General features: G+C 63.7%; 20 protein-coding genes. 8 read left to right on the forward strand and 12 right to left on the reverse strand.

The features are described 5' to 3' along the window. Positions 1-2: 2 nt before the first annotated feature. Positions 3-1,367: an NAD-dependent succinate-semialdehyde dehydrogenase gene (locus tag IFT63_RS09185; RefSeq protein WP_192083898.1), complete on the reverse strand. Its 1,365-nt coding sequence runs from the start codon at positions 1,365-1,367 to the stop codon at positions 3-5. A gap of 266 nt (positions 1,368-1,633) precedes the next feature. On the opposite strand from IFT63_RS09185, the gene IFT63_RS09190 reads away from it, so the two are divergent. After that, positions 1,634-2,041 (forward strand): hypothetical protein, encoded by a 408-nt coding sequence (locus IFT63_RS09190; protein ID WP_052812005.1) that lies wholly within the window; start codon positions 1,634-1,636, stop codon positions 2,039-2,041. Between the two features lie 48 nt (positions 2,042-2,089). On the opposite strand, the gene IFT63_RS09195 is transcribed toward IFT63_RS09190, so the two are convergent. The 3 genes from IFT63_RS09195 to potA are packed head-to-tail and all read right to left on the reverse strand — an operon-like array spanning position 2,090 to position 4,976. Next, positions 2,090-2,935, reverse strand: a complete 846-nt coding sequence (locus IFT63_RS09195) for an ABC transporter permease subunit (RefSeq protein ID WP_042614388.1) — start codon at positions 2,933-2,935, stop codon at positions 2,090-2,092. Beyond that, positions 2,932-3,843, reverse strand: a complete 912-nt coding sequence (locus tag IFT63_RS09200) for an ABC transporter permease subunit (RefSeq protein ID WP_042614387.1) — start codon at positions 3,841-3,843, stop codon at positions 2,932-2,934. The genes IFT63_RS09195 and IFT63_RS09200 overlap by 4 nt, the downstream gene beginning before the upstream one ends. Further along, a complete protein-coding gene (gene potA, locus IFT63_RS09205) occupies positions 3,840-4,976 on the reverse strand; it encodes a polyamine ABC transporter ATP-binding protein (protein WP_192083899.1) in 1,137 nt (378 codons plus the stop codon). Before potA ends, IFT63_RS09200 begins: the two co-directional genes overlap by 4 nt. A 191-nt stretch (positions 4,977-5,167) precedes the next feature. On the opposite strand from potA, the gene IFT63_RS09210 reads away from it, so the two are divergent. Further along, positions 5,168-5,638 (forward strand): hypothetical protein, encoded by a 471-nt coding sequence (locus IFT63_RS09210; RefSeq protein WP_192083900.1) that lies wholly within the window; start codon positions 5,168-5,170, stop codon positions 5,636-5,638. Between the two features lie 9 nt (positions 5,639-5,647). On the opposite strand, the gene IFT63_RS09215 is transcribed toward IFT63_RS09210, so the two are convergent. The 3 genes from IFT63_RS09215 to IFT63_RS09225 form a co-directional block, all read right to left on the reverse strand. Further along, complete coding sequence (locus IFT63_RS09215; RefSeq protein ID WP_042614384.1) at positions 5,648-6,760, reverse strand: polyamine ABC transporter substrate-binding protein; 1,113 nt, start codon at positions 6,758-6,760, stop codon at positions 5,648-5,650. Between the two features lie 109 nt (positions 6,761-6,869). After that, positions 6,870-8,267 (reverse strand): glutamine synthetase family protein, encoded by a 1,398-nt coding sequence (locus IFT63_RS09220; RefSeq protein ID WP_192083901.1) that lies wholly within the window; start codon positions 8,265-8,267, stop codon positions 6,870-6,872. Further along, positions 8,264-8,695: a gamma-glutamyl-gamma-aminobutyrate hydrolase family protein gene (locus IFT63_RS09225; protein WP_192083902.1), complete on the reverse strand. Its 432-nt coding sequence runs from the start codon at positions 8,693-8,695 to the stop codon at positions 8,264-8,266. The genes IFT63_RS09220 and IFT63_RS09225 overlap by 4 nt, the downstream gene beginning before the upstream one ends. A gap of 103 nt (positions 8,696-8,798) precedes the next feature. On the opposite strand from IFT63_RS09225, the gene IFT63_RS09230 reads away from it, so the two are divergent. From IFT63_RS09230 to IFT63_RS09240, 3 genes are all read left to right on the forward strand, one after another. Continuing rightward, positions 8,799-10,100, forward strand: a complete 1,302-nt coding sequence (locus IFT63_RS09230) for an FAD-binding oxidoreductase (RefSeq protein ID WP_249404361.1) — start codon at positions 8,799-8,801, stop codon at positions 10,098-10,100. A gap of 68 nt (positions 10,101-10,168) precedes the next feature. After that, on the forward strand, positions 10,169-11,494 hold the full coding sequence (locus tag IFT63_RS09235; protein WP_192083904.1) for a diguanylate cyclase: 1,326 nt from the start codon (positions 10,169-10,171) through the stop codon (positions 11,492-11,494). 184 nt (positions 11,495-11,678) lie between these two features. Beyond that, positions 11,679-12,140 (forward strand): bacteriohemerythrin, encoded by a 462-nt coding sequence (locus IFT63_RS09240; protein WP_192083905.1) that lies wholly within the window; start codon positions 11,679-11,681, stop codon positions 12,138-12,140. Here IFT63_RS09240 and IFT63_RS09245 read toward each other — a convergent pair whose 3' ends face one another. Continuing rightward, the gene (locus IFT63_RS09245; RefSeq protein WP_192083906.1) at positions 12,141-13,433 is read right to left on the reverse strand and encodes an MFS transporter; all 1,293 of its coding nucleotides are present in this window, start codon (positions 13,431-13,433) and stop codon (positions 12,141-12,143) included. Positions 13,434-13,682: 249 nt separating this feature from the next. On the opposite strand from IFT63_RS09245, the gene IFT63_RS09250 reads away from it, so the two are divergent. Together IFT63_RS09250 and IFT63_RS09255 are read left to right on the forward strand one after the other, a co-directional pair. Next, positions 13,683-14,339, forward strand: a complete 657-nt coding sequence (locus IFT63_RS09250; protein WP_192083907.1) for a hypothetical protein — start codon at positions 13,683-13,685, stop codon at positions 14,337-14,339. Positions 14,340-14,653: 314 nt separating this feature from the next. Next, entirely contained in the window at positions 14,654-15,064 is a 411-nt protein-coding gene (locus tag IFT63_RS09255) for a hypothetical protein (RefSeq protein ID WP_192083908.1), read from the forward strand. Between the two features lie 28 nt (positions 15,065-15,092). Here the strand turns inward: IFT63_RS09255 and IFT63_RS09260 are convergent, their stop codons facing one another. From IFT63_RS09260 to IFT63_RS09270, 3 genes are all read right to left on the reverse strand, one after another. Continuing rightward, positions 15,093-15,512, reverse strand: a complete 420-nt coding sequence (locus IFT63_RS09260; protein WP_192083909.1) for a hypothetical protein — start codon at positions 15,510-15,512, stop codon at positions 15,093-15,095. Between the two features lie 78 nt (positions 15,513-15,590). Next, a complete protein-coding gene (locus IFT63_RS09265; RefSeq protein WP_192083910.1) occupies positions 15,591-15,851 on the reverse strand; it encodes a DUF5076 domain-containing protein in 261 nt (86 codons plus the stop codon). Continuing rightward, a complete protein-coding gene (locus IFT63_RS09270; protein WP_192083911.1) occupies positions 15,851-16,366 on the reverse strand; it encodes a DUF416 family protein in 516 nt (171 codons plus the stop codon). Before IFT63_RS09270 ends, IFT63_RS09265 begins: the two co-directional genes overlap by 1 nt. Before the next feature lie 420 nt (positions 16,367-16,786). On the opposite strand from IFT63_RS09270, the gene IFT63_RS09275 reads away from it, so the two are divergent. Beyond that, the gene (locus IFT63_RS09275; RefSeq protein ID WP_192083912.1) at positions 16,787-17,233 is read left to right on the forward strand and encodes a DUF695 domain-containing protein; all 447 of its coding nucleotides are present in this window, start codon (positions 16,787-16,789) and stop codon (positions 17,231-17,233) included. On the opposite strand, the gene IFT63_RS09280 is transcribed toward IFT63_RS09275, so the two are convergent. Then, on the reverse strand, positions 17,230-18,141 hold the full coding sequence (locus IFT63_RS09280) for an RHS repeat-associated core domain-containing protein (RefSeq protein WP_249404362.1): 912 nt from the start codon (positions 18,139-18,141) through the stop codon (positions 17,230-17,232). The two genes, IFT63_RS09275 and IFT63_RS09280, sit on opposite strands and share 4 nt — an antisense overlap. Between the last annotated feature and the right edge of the window lie 6 nt (positions 18,142-18,147).

An 18,147-nucleotide genomic window follows, 5' to 3' on the forward strand; every position in this document is an offset into this window, starting at 1 on the left:
GCTCAGGCGACGTAGATCGTCTTGATGTTCATGAACTCATGGATGCCGTGCTCGGCCAGTTCGCGGCCGAAACCGGACTCCTTGCTGCCGCCGAACGGCAACCGCACGTCGCTCTTGACGATGGAATTGACGAACGCCGCGCCGCACTCCATCTGCTGCGCGAACGCTTCGCCACGCGCGGCATCGGTGGTCCACACGCTGCCACCCAGCCCGAAGCGGGTATCGTTGGCCACCTTGAGGGCCTCCGCCTCGTCCTTCACCCGGATCACCGCGGCGACCGGACCGAACAGCTCTTCATCATAGGCCGGCATGCCCGGTCCGACCTGGTCCAGCACGGTTGCCGGATACCCTGCGTAGCTGCCGGCCACCGGCTCACCACCAGCCAGTACCCGCGCACCCTTGGCAACGCTGGCCTGGACCTGCTTGTGCAGTTCGTCGCGCAGGTCGGCCCGCGCCATCGGCGCCAGCGTGGTCCGCGCATCGGCAGGATCGCCATATCGCCGCTCGCCGGCTGCGGCAACGAAGCGTTCGGTGAAGGCATCAGCCACCGCCTCGACCACGATGAACCGCTTGGCCGCGATACAGGTCTGCCCGCTGTTGTCGAAGCGGGACTTCACCGCCGCCTCGACCGTCTTGTCCAGGTCCGCGTCATCCAGCACGACAAAGGCATCGCTGCCGCCCAGTTCCATCACGCACTTCTTCAGGACGTCGCCGGCGGTGGCGGCGATCGAGCGCCCTGCCCGCTCGCTGCCGGTCAGGGTGACTGCTTTCACCCGGTGGTCGCGCAGCACCTCGGCGGCCTGGTCGTTGTCGATATGCAGCACGTCGAACACGCCATCGGGCAGGCCACCGGCGCGCACTACCTCGTTGATCAGGTCCGCGCACTGCGGCACGTTGCTGGCGTGCTTGAGCAGGGCTACGTTGCCGGCCATGAACGCCGGCGCGAGGAAGCGGAATACCTGCCAGATCGGGAAATTCCACGGCATCACCGCGAACACGCAACCGATCGGCTCGTAGCGCACGTAGCTGCGCTGCGCCTCGGTATCGATCAACTGTGGCTTCAGGTAGTCGGCAGCATGGTCGGCATAGTACTCGCAGGCCGCCGCGCATTTTTCCACTTCCGCCAGCGCCTCGGCCTTCAGTTTGCCCATCTCGCGGGTCATCGCGTGCTGGATGTCATCCTTGCGGGCGCGCAGCTGGGCACCAATGCCGCGCAGCACCTTTGCGCGTTCCTGCAGGGAGGTGGCGGACCACGCCTCAAAGGCACCGGCCGCAGCCTGCAGGCGATGTTCGATCCCGGCCGTGTCCAGCAGCTCATGGCGATAGTCCACGCGGCCGGTGGTGGGGTTGACGATCTCGACGGTCATGGAGGGCTCCTGTAAGTCAGGCATCCATTCTGCGCCGCCCAACGTGAGCCGGATGTTGCCGGAGCGGGTCCCTTTGGCGCCCGACGGTGCGACCGGATGTCGCTCCCATCTACCGCCCTGGGGCAAGACGGGCTAGTCGACAGCAGCCGTCAATTCCCGACCGGCTTCCCTCTTACGGCGCCGGGCCCAGGCGATGAAACTTCCTCTGCGCGAGCCCTCACGCCAGCGCCATCCACGGCCTTCAAACAGGCCTAAAAGGAAACGTCGTGTACAAGAAGATCATCATGAGCACACTGCTGGGGTTCAGCGCCGCCGCCGCCCTGGCCAGTCCCCCACCGCAGACCCATCCGGACCACCCGTACCCCGGCATCGGCAGGGTCGTGGAGCTGGATTTCGGTGAGAATGCCTACGAACTGCGGTTTGAAAGAGATGGCCGCACCATGACCTATGTCGGTATACGCGGTCCTGAAGAGGGCGAAACCGAAACCGTGGAATACACCGCCATCGCCACCGCGCCGGACCATTACCTTCTCTACTGGATCGAGCCGGTCCATCGGGCGACCGTCGCACAGGTCCAGGACTGGTTCAAAGACCGCGTGTACACCAACATCACCAGCGAAGGACTGGAGTTCACCAACCTGAGCGGATCGCTCCGCGACAAGGGACCGCTGTGACCGGCTGAGCCGCACAGGCGTCGGGTACCTGCACGGCACCCGATGCCATCAGCCGTTGTCCTGGCGCGCCAGCAGCAGGTCGCGCTGGCGGCGTTTTTCGCCGCGCGCGGTGACATACCAGCCGATCACCGCGGCCACCGCCACCGCTGATACCATCAGCGTGGCCAGTGCGTTGATCTTCGGGCTGATGCCCATGCGCACCGAAGCAAAAACCTTCATCGGCAACGTCGTCGAGCTGGGCCCGGCCACGAAGCTGGCGATCACCACGTCGTCCAGCGACAGAGTGAAGGCCAGCAGCCAACCGGCCAGCAGCGCCGGGGCGATGATCGGCAGGGTGATCTTCAGGAACACGGTCAGCCGACTGGCGCCCAGGTCCATCGCTGCCTCTTCCAGGGATATGTCCAGCTCCTGCAGCCGCGATGACAGCACCACTGTCACGAAGGACAGAGTGAAGGTCACATGGGCGATCCAGATCGTGGCCGCACCCCGCGCCGGGAAACCGGGAATGCCGCCCATCGACACCAGCAGGGTCATCAGCGAAAAGCCCAGGATCACATCCGGCATCACCAACGGCGCGGTGATCAACGCACTGAAGGCGGATTTGCCACGGAAGTGCCGGAAGCGGGTCATCACCATGGCCGCCATCGTGCCCAGCACGGTGGCGGCGCAGGCGGTCCAGAACGCCACTTTCAGGCTCATCCACAGCGCATCCATCAGGGCGCGGTCGTTGAACAGTTCGCCATACCAGCGGGTGGAAAAACCGGCCCAGACCGTGGCCAGCCGCGAGCTGTTGAAGGAGAACACCATCAGCAGCAGGATCGGCAGGTACAGGAAGGCAAAGCCGAGCGCCAATGCGCCCCAGCCCATCCAGCGGTAACCGCGCAGGGTGCTCATGCCTGCTTTCCTTCCAGCACGCGCTGCTGTGACCGGTTGAACAGGAAGATCGGCACCAGCAGCAGCAACAGCATCACCACCGCCACCGCCGAGGCCACCGGCCAGTTGCGGTTGTTGAAGAACTCGCCCCACAGCACGCGGCCGATCATCAGCGTATCCGGCCCGCCGAGCATTTCGGGAATCACGAATTCGCCCACCGCCGGGATCATCACCAGCATGCAGCCGGCGATGATGCCGGCCCTGGACAGCGGCAGGGTGATGCGCAGGAAGGCCTGCCACGGCTTGGCGCCGAGGTCGTAGGCGGCCTCCAGCAGGCGCTGGTCATGCTTGACCAGATTGGCATACAACGGCAGCACCATGAACGGCAGATAGCAGTACACGATGCCGATGTAGGCTGCGGTCGGGGTGTACAGGATCTGCAGCGGCTGGTCGATCAGGCCGATCTTCAGCAGCAGCTGGTTGAGCAGGCCGTTGCGGTCCAGGATGCCGATCCACGCGTACACCCGGATCAGGAAGGACGTCCAGGACGGCAGCACCACCAGCATCATCATGATGTTGCGCGTGGAGGGCTTCATGCGCGCGATGGCATAAGCCATCGGATACCCGATCAGCAGGGTCAGCACGGTGGAAATGGCAGCGATCCTGAACGAGCTGACATAGGCCAGCACGTACTGCTGGTCGCGCACCAGCTGCAGGTAGTTTTCCAGGTTCAACTTCAGCGCCAGCGCACCATCCACGTACTGCAGCAGCCAAGTGTAAGGCGGCGAACCCACTTGGGTATGCGCGAAGGAGATCATCAGGATGATCACGAACGGCACCGCGAAGAAAAGCAGCAGCCACAGATACGGCACGCCGACCACCGCATCACGCAGTTCCGGCATCCAGCGTTTGCGCACGGCCGCGCTCATGAGGTCAGCACCACGCCGTCGTTGTCGCGCCAGTGCACCCACACCTCATCGCCCCAGGTCAGGCCATCGCTGGCCCAGCGCTGCGAATTGGCGAAGTTGGCCATCACCCTGGCCCCGCTGGGCAGGCGCACGTGGTACACCGAATGGCTGCCGAAGTAGGCGATGTCCTCGATAACGCCCTGGGCCTTGTTGGTATGCCCTTCCGGCTCGTCCTTGCCGATCATGATCTTCTCCGGACGCACCGCGAAGGCGACCGGCTGGCCCTCATAGCAGGTGATGCCGTGGCCGATGTAGATCGGCGCGGGGAACGCTGGCGAGCGCACGGTGACGTACTCCGGCAGGTCCTCGTCGATCACCCCTTCGAACGAATTGACCGAGCCGATGAAGCTGGCGACGAAGCGGTTGGCCGGCTGCTCGTAGACATCCTCCGGCTTGCCCACCTGCTGGATCCAGCCCGCATCCATTACCGCGACGCGGGTGGCCATGGTCATCGCCTCTTCCTGGTCATGGGTGACCATCACGCAGGTGACCCCGGAGGTTTCGATGATGTTGACCAGCTCCAGCTGCATCTGCGAGCGCAGCTTCTTGTCCAGCGCACCCATCGGTTCGTCCAGCAGCAGCAGCTTGGGCCCCTTGGCCAGCGAACGGGCCAGCGCCACGCGCTGCTGCTGGCCACCGGACAGCTGGTGCGGCCGGCGCTCGGCCAGCTGGGTCATGTGCACCAGCTCGAGCATTTCACCCACCCGGCGGCGTATCGCGTCACTTGCCAGCCCATCCTGCTTCAGTCCGAAGGCGATGTTCTGCTCCACGCTCATGTGCGGGAACAGCGCGTAGGACTGGAACATCATGTTGACCGGACGCTTGTACGGCGGCAGCGCCACCAGCGGCTGGCCATCGAGCACGATGCTGCCCTTGGTGGGCGTTTCGAACCCGCCCAGGCAACGCAGCAGCGTGGATTTGCCACTGCCCGAGCCACCCAGCAGGGCGAAGATCTCGCCCTTGCGCACGTCCAGGTTGACGTCGTCGACCGCGACGAAACCGTCGAATTCCTTGCGCAGCTCACGGATGGACAGGTAGCCGGGCTCGCCGTGGGTATCGGCGACGACGGCTTCCGGCAGGGCTTCAGCGGGCATGGGGGGCTCCGGGAGCGGATGGTGGACAGCGGCGCCATTCTAGCCATGCCCGTGCCGAAGCGACATGACGGCAGTTGGCGGCCGGCGGCGCACCGCTGCGGCGCGTCGCGGCCCGCTCTTACTTTGGGCACGGTGGCCGGGCACGCTCATCCCAGGACCTGCACCGCAGTCCCCGAAGCCGAGACCCTTCCATGCGCACCCTCCGCCCCCTCGTCGCCCTGATCCTCGCCTGCGCACCGCTGGGTGCCTGGGCCTGCAGCCCCACCGGCTACCCCGGAACCGGCCAGACCATGCTGTCGGACTTCGACACCGGCGCCTTCCTTATCCGCTTCCATGACGACGGCTGTACGGCCAGCTTCTGGGGAGTCAGCGGCGATGCAATCGGCAACAACAACACCGTGGAGTACGCGTACACACCCATGGGTAAAGGCATCCACAAGCTCACCTGGGTAGCATTCAACCCGGAGAAAGTGGTGCTCGCCAACGTCGTGCACGTACAGAACTGGAACACATGCATGGGCTATACCAGCTTCAGCAGGCCGGACATGACGTTCGTGCACTGGCAGGGCCCGCAGATCCGCAACTGGGACAGCACGTCCAACTCCGGCGCCTGCCCCGGCACTGCCATGTCCCCGCCCAATGGCGGGGATCTAGCTGGCTGACCGCCCCGATCAACGGCCGGTTTTGATCTCCGTCCACAAGCGGGTGTACAGCTTGTCGGTTTCCGGGGTGTTGATCGAATAGGTGAACATCTTTTCGGCCACGTCCGCCGGCGGGTAGATGGTCGGGTCGGTACGGATCGCCTCGTCCACCAGCGGCGTCGCCTCGCTTACCGGGTTGGCGTAGTGGATGAAGTTGGTGTTGGCCGCGGCGACCTTCGGTTCCAGCAGGTAATTGATGAACTGGTAGGCCGCTTCCGGGTTCTTGGCATCTTTCGGGATGGCCAGCATGTCGAACCACTGCGGCGCCCCTTCGCGCGGGATCGAATAGGCCACGTGCACGCCGTTGGCCGCCTCTTCGGCGCGGTCACGCGCCTGGATGATGTCGCCCGACCAGCCCACCACCAGGCAGGTGCCGCCGTTGGCCAGCGAGCCCACGTACTGCGAGGAGTGGAAGTTCTGCACGTACGGGCGGATCGACTTCAGCAGCGCGCCGGCCTTCTGGATGTCGGCCGGGTTGTTGCTGTGCGGGTCCAGGCCCAGGTAGTGCATGGCCACCGGAATCATGTCGGCCGGAGTGTCCAGGATGGTCACGCCGCAGTCCTTCATCCTGGCGATGTTTTCCGGCTTGAACACCAGGTCCCAGCTGTTGGCGATGTCGGCGCTGCCACCGAAACGTTCCTTCAGCATGTCCACGTTGTAGCCAATGCCGGTGGTGCCGATCATGTACGGCACGCCGTACTTGTTGCCCGGGTCCTGGGTGGCGATGCGCTCCATTACCTTCGGGTCCAGCTTGGCCAGGTTGGGGATTTTGGCCTTGTCCAGCGGCAGGAACACGCCGGCCTGGATCTGCCGGCCGAAGAAGTTCAGCGTCGGCACCACCACGTCGTAGCCGCTGTTTCCGGCCAGCAGCTTGGTTTCCACCATTTCGTCACTGTCGAACACATCGTAGGTGACCTTGATCCCGCTCTGCTTTTCGAACGCCGGGATGGTGTCTTCGGCGATGTAATCGCTGTAGTTGTAGACGTTGAGGACCTTGCCGTCCTGCGCGGCGCCGTTGCCACCACCGCCACAGGCGGCAAGCAAGGCGGCGGAAAGGCCGAGGGTCAGGGTGCGCAGCTTCATGGGAGGGGGCTCCATAGCGGGGTGGGGGCCGATGCCGGCCTGCAGACGGCTGCCAGCCTAACGCCGCAGCGCCGGAACTGGTAGCGCCGATCCATGCTCGGCTGAATGTCTAGACATTCAGCAGCAGGAACTCGCGTTCCCACGAACTGATGACCCGGAAGAAGGTCTCGTATTCCTTGCGTTTCACCGAGATATAGGCCCTGCAGAAGCGCTCGCCGAGCAGCGCCTGCAGTTCGGCGCACTGCTCCAGCCCATCCAGCGCCTCGCCCAGCGAACGCGGCAGGTCGTAGCCCAGTTCCTTGGCGCTGCCGCTGATCGGCGCATCCGGCGCCAGCTGCCCACGCAGGCCCAGCAGCCCACAGGCCAGGGTGGCCGCCATCGCCAGGTACGGGTTGGCATCTGAACCGGCAAAGCGGCTTTCCACCCGCATGTTGTCCGGCGTATCCATCGGCACGCGCAGGCCGCAGGTGCGGTTGTCGAAGCCCCAGTGCACGTTGCTCGGCGACACCTCGCCGAATACCAGCCGGCGGTAGGAGTTCACGTTGGGCGCGAAGAACGCCATGGCCTGCGGCGCGAACTTCTGCAGCCCGCCCAGGTAATGCCCGAACACGGGACTGAACTCCCCTTCCCCATCGCCATCGCCCGCGAACACGTTGGCCCCGTCGCTGATCCGCAGCAGGCTCTGGTGGATGTGCATGGCGCTGCCCGGCTCGTTTTCCATCGGCTTGGCCAGGAAGGTGGCATACACCCCGTGACGCATGGCCGCCTCGCGCATGGTGCGCTTGAACAGGAACACCTGGTCGGCCAGGTTCATCGCATCGGCATGGGTGAAATTGACTTCCAGCTGCGCCGCGCCGGATTCGTGGATCAGCGTGTCCACGTCCAGCTTCATCGCATCGGCGTAGTCGTACATCAAGTCCAGGATCGGATCGAACTCGTTCACCGCATCGATGGAATAGGACTGCCGCGCGGTCTCCGGACGGCCCGAGCGACCGGCCGGCGGCAGCAGCGGGAAGTCCGGATCGGTGTTCTTCTGCACCAGGAAGAACTCCAGCTCCGGTGCCACCACCGGGCGCAGGCCCAGCTCAGTGTAGGCATCCAGCACGCGGCGCAGCACGTTGCGCGGCGCCAGTTCGTGCGGCTGGCCGTTCTTGGTGTAGCAGTCGTGGATGATCTGCGCGGTGGGATCGGTGGCCCACGGCACCATGCGCACCGTTTCCGGATCCGGGCGCAGCACCATGTCCGAATCCGAAGGCGAAGTCAGTTCGTAGTAATCATCCGGATAGTCACCGGTGACGGTGGTAGCGAAGATACCCTCCGGCAGGCGCGTGCCGTAATCGTGGGAGAACTTGTCGGCCGGGATGATCTTGCCGCGCGCGATGCCGGTGATGTCCGGTACCAGGCACTCCACTTCGGTGATGCGGCGGTCCTTCAGCCAGCGCAGCAGGCTGCTTTCCTGCGCATCTTCCTCCGTTGGCACCCTGCGCGTGCGGCTGTCGGTACTCATGTGGAATCCTGTTGAAGTCGTTGGCGCTGCCGGCAAGCTTGGCCGAACGCATGCAACACAGCGTGATAGAAGGGATTGTGGGTGACGCGCCACTCCGGATGCCACTGCACGCCCAGCACGAAGCAATGCCCACGGCTGCGGGCGGCTTCGACCAGGCCCTCGTCAGCGTGCGCTTCGGCCAGCAGGCCGTCAGCCAGTGCCTCGATTCCCTGGCCGTGTACCGGATTGACCACGGCAGAACGCCCGCCGTGCCACTGCGCCAGCCCGCCAGCCGCGGGCAGCGGCGGCTGCAGCGAGGGCAGCAGCACCGGGGTCACCACAGCGGCATCCAGCAGTGCGCGCACATACATCCCGCCGGCCATCGCGAAGCGATGATGGCCCTGCAACGTGCTGTCGGTCGGCAATCCCACAAGGGGCGGAAGGCGCATGCGAAGGTCCTCGGCGCTGCGCACACGGTAACCCCGGCAGATGACCGCAGCAACCTTACCGGCAGTCACACCATCACCGTGGGAACTGCGCCAGACTATGCCCATGGACCCCACGCACGCCCTGCGCGAAGACCCTGCCCTGCCACCCAGCTGGTATGCCGCCAGCGTACGACCCCGCGCCCCGCTGCCGGCGCTGGACGGCGATGTCCACGTTGACGTGGCGATCCTCGGCGCCGGCTACACCGGGCTTTCGGCAGCCCTGGAACTGGCGCGCCGCGGCCTGCGCGTGGTGGTGCTGGAAGCCTGCCGGATCGGCTGGGGGGCCTCCGGGCGCAATGGCGGCCAGGCGCTGGTCGGCTATGGCTGCGAGGTGGACGTGCTGGAAAAGCTGGTCGGCGTGGAAGACGCGCGCACCCTGTTCGACTACTCCCGCCAGGGCGTGCAGCTGCTGCGTGATCGCATTGATCAGTACCGGATCGACTGCCACTGGGTGTCCGGCCATGCCAACGTGCCGATCACCACGCGCCAGTCGCAGGCGCTGCAGCGCGACGTGGAGCGGCTGACCACCCAGTACGACTACCCCATGCAGTGGTGGGACCGCGCCACCCTGCGCGCACAGCTGGACAGCCCGCGCTATCAGGGCGCGATGTTCGATCCGCTAAGCGGCCACCTGCATCCACTGGCCTATGCCCAAGGCCTGGCCGATGCCGCGATCGCCGCCGGCGCGGTGATCCACGAACACACGCCCGTGCTGGAAGTGCAGCGCACGCCGCGCCCTGCCCTGCGCACCGCCACCGGCACCGTGCGCGCCGCCCACGTGCTGCTGGCCGGCAATGCCTGGCTGGAAGGCATCGCCCCGGAACTGGAGCGCCACGTGATGCCGGTCGGTACCTATGTCGGTGCCACCCCGGTGCTGGGCGAAGCGCGCGCGCGGGCGCTGATCCGCAACGACATGGCGGTGTCCGATACCGGGCTGGTGCTGGACTACTTCCGGCTCAGCCACGACCACCGCGTGCTGTTCGGCGGCGGCGCCAGTTACTCCTCGCGGCCGCCTGCCGGCCTGGACAGCGTGATGCAGCGGCGCCTGTGGCAGGTGTTCCCGCAGCTGCATGGCGTGCCGCTGGACTACCTGTGGGGCGGCTACGTGGATATCACTCCCAGCCGCGCTCCGCACTGGGGCCGGCTAACCCCGGACATCTACTTCGCGCAGGGCTTTTCCGGGCATGGGGTGGCCTCGGCCAACCTGGCCGGGCAGGTCATCGCCGAGGCCATCGCCGGCCAGGCCGGCCGGCTGGAGGTATTCGAGCGGCTGCCGCACCGGCCCTTCCCCGGCGGACGTCTCCTGCGCACGCCGTTGCTGGTCGCCACGATGGCATTTGTAAAGCTGCGCAATCTAATTTGGTGACGCAGTTCAAGTTTTCAGAGGAACGGCCGATAGCCTTGAAGACCCAGCCCGTTCCGAGCGCACGCCTCATGCCCGCCTTGCTGCAGGGCGCTTTCGTAAGCGACCCCGGTGTTGATCCCCTGCCCCAGCGCATCCTGCTGGTGGAGAATTCGCGAACCTTCACCACCCTGGTGCGTGAAGCCATCGAACAGCGCCTGGAGCTGAAGGTGACAGTGGCTTCGAGCCTGGCCGAAGCCGGCCGCCTGCTGGAAGAGGAACAGGGCTGGTTCCTGGTGATGACCGGCCTGGTGCTGGCCGATGGCGACCGCGAAGCCGTGGTGGATTACTTCGTTTCCCGCGGTCTGCCGACGGTGGTGGTCAGCGGGGTGTATGACGAAGACGTGCGCCGCCGCGTGCTGGAACAGAAAGTCATCGATTACGTGCTGAAGAACACTCCCGGCAGCGTGGATTACCTGGTGTGGCTGGTGCAGCGGCTGGACCGCAACCGCCGCATCGCCGCGCTGGTGGTGGATGATTCGCCGTCCGCGCGTGCCTATGCAGCGGCCCTGCTGCGCATGTACGGCCACCCGGTGTATGAGGCGGCCGACGGCGAAAAAGGGCTGGCGGCGATCGATGCGCATCCGTCCATCCGGCTGGCCGTGGTGGACCAGGAAATGCCCGGCATGCAGGGCGTGGAATTCACCCGACGGCTGCGCATGCATCGTTCGCGCGACAAGGTGGCGGTGATCGGCCTGTCCGGCAATACCGATGCCTCGCTGATTCCCCGTTTCCTGAAGAACGGCGCCAACGACTTCCTACGCAAGCCGTTTTCGCGCGAAGAATTCTTCTGCCGCGTCTCGCAGAACGTGGACCAGTTGGAACTGATCGGCACCCTGCAGGACCTGGCTACCCGCGATTTCCTGACCGGCCTGCCCAATCGCCGCTGCTTCCTGGAACACAGCCAGCGCCAGTTGCACGGCGTGCAGCAGCAGGAGGACTGGATCGCGGTGGCGATGGTGGACATCGACCACTTCAAGCACATCAACGACACCTTCGGCCACGACGGCGGCGACGACGCACTGCGCGCCTGCGCCGATGCCGTGGCCACGCACGCCCGCAGCGGCGACCTGGTAGCCCGTTTCGGGGGCGAAGAGTTCTGCCTGATGGTGCCTGGGCTGGCGCCGGACGAAGCGGTGGATTACTTCGAAACCCTGCGCCAGAGCATCGCCGCGCTGCAGGTTCCCATCGCCGGCACCGCGCTGCGCATGACCGTCAGCATCGGCCTGTGCTGCATCCGCCCCCAGCATGACAGCCTGCACGAACTGATCACCGAAGCCGACCGCCAGCTGTACCTGGCCAAGGCCGGCGGCCGCAACCGGGTCTGCAGCGCCGCAGTGAACGCCACCCCCGCCTGAGACAGGCTTTCGGTAGCGCCGAGCCATGCTCGGCGGCCTTCCGGCGCGGGCTGCGACACCTGGAACATTCCGCCGAGCATGGCTCGGTGCTACCGGTCACGCTGCCACCCGCTTTGATCCAGATCAGTGTCGCAATCGGCACGCATGCCCAGACTCGCTCCCATCGCACACAGGGAGTACGCAGATGGCCTTACTGGTCTGGCAGGACGATCTCAACATCGGCATCGAGGTCATCGACAACCAGCACAAGCGGATCGTGGAGATGCTCAACCATCTGCACGTCGCCCAGCAGGGACTGCAGCAGCTTGCCGTGGCTGATGTGATCGACGAGCTGGTGGACTACACCATGTCCCACTTCGCCTTCGAAGAAGAGCTGATGGAAGAAGCCGGCTACCCGTTCTGCGCCGCGCACAAGCGCGTGCACGAAATCTTCGGCAAGCGCGTGTCCGACTATCGCCTGCGCTTCCAGGCCGGCGAAGACGTGACCGACGAACTGCGCACCATGCTCTCGCGCTGGCTGTTCAACCACATCCGTGGCGATGACAAGGCCTACGCCGAATCGGTCAAGCACCACCTCAACCAGTTCACCCGCGAACACCAGGGCGGCAGCTGGCTGGGACGCACGCTGAAGCGATTCTTCGGCTGATCAGCGCACCCGGCGCTGCAACGCCAGCAGCGCGCAGATGGTCACCAGCGCGGCGATGCACAGGTAATAGCCGACCGCCACCAGCCCGAAGCGTTCGGCCAGCCACGTCGCCAGATACGGTGCCGGCGCCGCGCCGAGGATGCCGGCCAGATTGAACGACAACGAAGCGCCGGTGTAGCGCACCTCCACCGGGTAGATCTCTGCCAGGAAGGTGCCACACGGACCGTAGGTGAGGCCCATCAGGAACAACCCCAGCGACAGGAACCCCAGCACCATCCACGGGCTTCCGGCCTGGAACATCGGCGCCAGCAGCACGCCAAAAGCGACGATCAGGCCACTGGCGATGATCATCGTGCGGCGCGTGCCCCAGCGGTCGCCGTAGCGCGCCGAAATGGGAATACCGGCGGCGAAGAACAGGATGCCGACCATCTGCAGCAGCAGGAACTGCTCGCGGCTGTAGCCCAGCACCGCCGTGCCATGGCCGAGCGCGAACACGGTCATCAGGTAAAACAGCACGAAGGTGGCGAACGCGCCCAACGTGCCCAGCAGCATCGGCACGGCGTGGTCGCGCAGCACCGTCAGCATCGGCAGCTTGACCCGCGCATGCGCATCCAGCGCCTTCTGGAAGGCAGGCGTCTCATGGATGTTCAGGCGCACCCACAGGCCCAGGCCGACCAGCAGCGCACTGGCCACGAACGGGATGCGCCAGCCCCACTGCAGGAAGTCATCGGCGCTGAGCAGGCGGCCCAGGATCAGGAAGATGCCGGCCGACAGCAGGAAGCCCAGCGGCGCCCCCAACTGCGGGAACATGCCGTACCAGGCGCGCTTGCCCGGCGGTGCGTTTTCGGTGGCCAGCAGCACTGCACCGCCCCATTCCCCGCCCAGCCCCAGGCCCTGGCCGAAACGGCACAGCGCCAGCAATGCCGGCGCCCACAGGCCGATCTGCGCATGCGTGGGCAACAGCCCGATCAACACCGTGGACAGGCCCATCGTCAGCAGCGCCGCCACCAGCGTGGCCTTGCGCCCGATGCGGTCGCCGAAGTGCCCGAACACCGCCGACCCCACCGGCCGTGCGATGAACGCCACCGCGAAGGTCGCCAGCGACTGCAGCATCGCCGCCTTGTCACTGCTCTCCGGGAAGAACAGGTGCGGGAACACCAGCACCGCCGCGGTGGCGTAGATGTAGAAGTCGAAGAACTCGATGGTGGTGCCGATCAGGCTGGCCAGCAGCACGCGCTGCGGCGAATTGGCCGGCGCGGACGGGATCGAGGCGGGTGCAGCAGTGGACGACATGGGCAGGATCAACAAGCAGAGAGCGTTCCGGATTCTGCCACGCCCCTCTCGAAGGGGGGCAGATTGGTTTCAGCCGACACCGCCGGTAGCGCCGGGACACGCCCGCTTCTGGTAGCGCTAGCCATTCTCGGTTTTGGTAGCGCCGAGCCATGCTCGGCGAGCGAAGCGGCCGCCCCTGAACCACCCAACGAAACTTTCCGCCCTCACGCCTACTCTCACCCCGAAGGTAACCGCATGGATGCACCACCAATGTCGACCCTCGCCCTACCCCGCCCATCACTCCCCTTCCCCGCCGCCCCCCACGTCATCGCGTGGGCGCTGGTGATCGCCGTGCATGCCCTGATCGGCTGGTGGCTGCTGACCACCACCCGCGCCACCCTGACGCGCAGCGATGCCCATCGCATGAGCGTGCGCTGGTTGCCGGCGCCACCGCCTGCAGCGCAGCCCATCGCGCTGCCCAGGAGACCCGACGTTACGCCCGCGCAACGCAACCGCCGCATGGTCAGCCCGCTACAGCCCGTCATTGCCGCACCTGATACGGCCAAGCTGGTGGACATCGCCGAGCCCGTTGCGCGCGCGCCACTGGACCTTCGCCTGCGCGGCGATGTGGTCAGCGGCGGTGACGGCATCGACGCTGCCACCCTGGCCCCCAAACTGATCGGACGCCGCACCGTGCATGCGGCCTTCCAGGAACGACCTCGCTACTTCCGCATGCGTCCGCAGATGAGCCCACAGCAGATCATCGCCGGGGTGGCGCAGTTCCTTGGGTTGTGGCCGCCCGGCTATACCGACGACCCCTGCGGACTGGGCAAGCAGGACCTGCAGTACTTCCAGGATGCGGTGGACGAGCGGGATCGGCAGGCGCTGCGGGATGCGATACATCAGGTCAGCGCGAGCTGCCGTTGAGGCGCGCTGTTTGTCGCGGCGGACGCATTTTGCAGCTTTGCCCATGTACTTGACCGGGTCGCGTTACGCACGATGGCGATGCTGGCGACGTAGAAGCGCCAGCCGGGATTGGCATCCTGATACGTGTGGTCACTTGCTCTCTCTTGCTGCCCCTCTTGGGCCCGGCGGAGAATGCATCACCTCGCCGGAAATACGGCGGGCGATGCGTGGGGATTTGATCCGCCGGTTTTTTTGATCACACGGCCGGTATGCCAACCCGCACCACCCGCCACCCTGCGACTTGGCAGGGGGCCCATCCGGCTACGAGGTTGCCCATGTCCGATCACACCCTAAGCGGTATGCGCCTGTATTCCCTGTTGGGCGATGCCATGCATGACTTGCCGCCCCACTTCATCGACAAACTGGAGCGGATCCTGCGCGCCGATGGCGTGCCGCATCCCGTGTTCCAGGACACGCCCCGCCTGCGGCTGGTGCAGCCGCTTGCTGACCCTCCGCCTGCCGCCGCAAAAGCACAGGCCAACCAGCAGCCTGACACCGGCAGTTCCCCCGTCTACAGCAGGCAGCAGTGCGTGATCGTCATCCTGGACATCCTGCATGCGGTGCATGTCAGCCACACCAACGGCAACGACGTGGTGGTGATGAACGAAGAACTGGTGGAAGGGCTGATCATCGCAGCACGCGAGCTGATTCAAGAAGACGGAATGGGCAACCCCCATCGTCATTGAAGGCCTTTCCCGCAGTGTCCACGCCACCTCATGCGACCGGCCCGCTACCGTCTTCGACAAGTAGGAGGGCCGTCGCCGCATAGACCTTCATGACAAGGCCTCCCTCGAAGTTGAAAATAATACGAGAGTCATGATCAGCCATCTCTTCGAGGAGAAAGCTATCCATCCCCTCATCTTCAGGGCTCGAGTACCCGATGAATGACAGATGCCCATCCTCACTTCTGGGCATTTCAACATCCGGCCCACGCAGCACAAGAATCTCCAGCTTGCCGAACTTCAGGGACAACTTCTGCGGGAGGCCCTCACGCGTAGCGCGCCATGACAGTACCAGCGCGTTAGCAATAAGATCATGCTCGACCTTGGTAGCTTCGTAATCGCTATGAAGATCGTATACCTGTCCGTCGCACGATACCTCTATCGTCGACAAAATCGAGAAGTTCTTGATCATCTACTTACCCCTGCTATCGAGCAGCTCCGGAATGGTCATCGCCCTGACCCTTTGGAAGGATGGAGCAGCCGATGCCATTTAGACGCGATACGCGGACGTTATCTCGAGAAGCACCGATTGTTGGTCCATTCCATAGCCTGACTCCAATGCGCTGGCCACGTGACGGTCCACATCGGCCATGATGATGCCCCACGCCTTCTGTTCCCGAATCTCTGACGATTCTTCGTACATGCCGACTTTGATCGAGCAATGAAGCTTCCTCGAGGCAATCCACACGCGAATCATCTCGACTGAAGCATCATCATCAAGCGCAGCGCCCGGTTTAGAGAGCTCATCCATCAGCCGGAACTGCTAGTCAGCGGCAGACTGCAGGCGCACAGCGACGGAGAATGCGCACGCAGTTCCGCGAGGGTAGCAGTGCGGTCCGTGCACCTTTCAAGCAACTGCAGACTCTCCCACTGGAGTTCGATTTCCGACTGCATCAGAGGGTGCGCAGCCATGACATCCTCAAAATCGAAAGAGGTTGGATCAATGTCCTCAGTGGATTGCACGAACAGATCAACGGTGTCTGTCGCATAGGAAGCGACTTCGATGGCGCTCTCCTCGGAGGCGCTGGCCAGTGCCCGCAATGTCAAGGCAAGCGCTGCACTAGCATCCAACGCCGCAGAGGTGTAGACCGAGGCATGTTCACCAGTAAAAGGCGCCTGCTCTTCGCATGCGCTGGCTATTTTCTCTAGACCAAGCGGCACCACGTTCACCGCGACCCATTCCCAGACCACGTCGAGCCCTGACCTCAGCACCGTTGCGTCACCGTATGACTCTTCCCTCTGAAACCGTTCGTAGTTGGGGAACATGCGCTCGCAGCTGGCAGGATGAATACTCCGAGTTTTGTGGCCCAGCGTAGTAATTGTGCTGGTTGGCTTAGCTCATGCTCGGTGCTGCAGGCGGGCGTTGCACCGCGACGGTTTTGGTAGACGACCACCCTCCACACCCCGTCGCATTGCAGGCCTGCACGCGGCATCCGTAGGTGCCGATTCCCTTGCCGATGACTGCCCGCAGCGTGACTGCCACGAGCTTAGTTCGTGCGAGAATTGCCCTTCAAGCGCGAGACCCGTCTTACATGCAATATTTGCAACAGGCAGCATCGCGTTTCATTCGCTCTTCTTAGCCGCCTCGATCGGGAATAAACCCTATTAATCGCGCTCTATGCGGAGACATCGAACCGCCAAATAGAGTAACCTCTATGCGAGCAATCGAACCCAAAAAGGAGCGCCATGATACCCAAGCCACACTACACACTTATCAACACCTCGAAAGGCGATGACCCTGCAGTCGTCGTTGTCAACTCATCATTGAGAAATTTTCAAGAGCGCGCCTCGTATGCGTGGAACCTCAATATAACCATAGATTGCGAACATACCGCCACCTCTGGCATGCCAACTGCCGAGGAATCAGAAATACTTATAAAACTTGAAGAGATAATAACGAAATCTCTACAGCTTTCTGAAAACGCAGCGTTTCTTGCACGAACAACTTGCCGCGGCATGCGCACTCTTATATTTCGCGTGCGAGCCCCAGAGATCGCTAACGATGCACTCCAAATGCTCATTTCGGAAGATCCTCAACTCCGCGAATGGGAATATATTATTGAACTGGACCCAGAGTGGACCCTAGCCCAGCCAGAGCTAAGTCTCATTGAAAAAAGCAGAAATATTAACTAACACCCAAATTCTTTCGAACAAGCCCTCTGATAAGAATCAGCTTTTGGATTGTTCGCTGAAACGCCATTTATTTGATTCCCCGAGGTCCCGCCCTGCGATCTTGCCCCCCCATGACGCTCAATGTTCTGCTGTTCCCGCCCACGGATTGCGTCTGAACTTTGCGAATGTTTGTCTACACTGGCAGGTCCGTAGCCTTCCTGTGTTTTTGCCACGTGATCAGGCCGACTGGTTCTGTTTGCCACTTGCTGCTCTGGTGACCCTTTGCCACTTGTCCGTCCTGAATATGTTGTGCCATCTTCTTTCGAGCGCGTATAGGTCGTGTGCGTCTTATCCGCCATTTTCGCCATTGCTCTAACGCCAGCAACAGCCCTGCCACCACCAGGAATAGCCGCCGCTATTTGCTCGCCGGGTGGATTCGAGGAGGGGGTGTCATTGGGCCCTGGTGCATTGGCGTTGTCTGCGTAGGTCATCATTCCAATGAACGTTGGTATGGTCCACCACAATCGCCCATCTGGATCTGAGAATTTATACGGATTGTTTCTTGCATAAACATAACGATTGAAATTAGTCGACGGCATGTCATAAGCCGTCACTGGGTCCACACTCAAGAACAGCCCCACCTCCGGATCGTAATACCGCTGCTGCATGTAGCTCAGCCCGGTAGCGACATCACTCACATGCCCCGTATACCCCGGGCCGTCAGCCACCGCACCGCCAACCACAGCCCCATAAGGCTCGAATGTAGTCCGCTCGACCACGTTCCTATTGGCATCGGTCTTCGCCACCACCGTACCCAGCGCATCGGTGTGCAGGTAGCGCACCGTCGTCTGCGCCTGGGCAGGCGCCATACTTGTTACGGCCGCCGTGACTACCAGCAATCCGAATGCTTTGATTAACTTCGTCATCATCATCGC

Origin of the sequence: Stenotrophomonas sp. CFBP 13724 (genome assembly GCF_014841975.1) — a bacterium.
Classification (GTDB): Bacteria; Pseudomonadota; Gammaproteobacteria; order Xanthomonadales; family Xanthomonadaceae; genus Stenotrophomonas; species Stenotrophomonas lacuserhaii.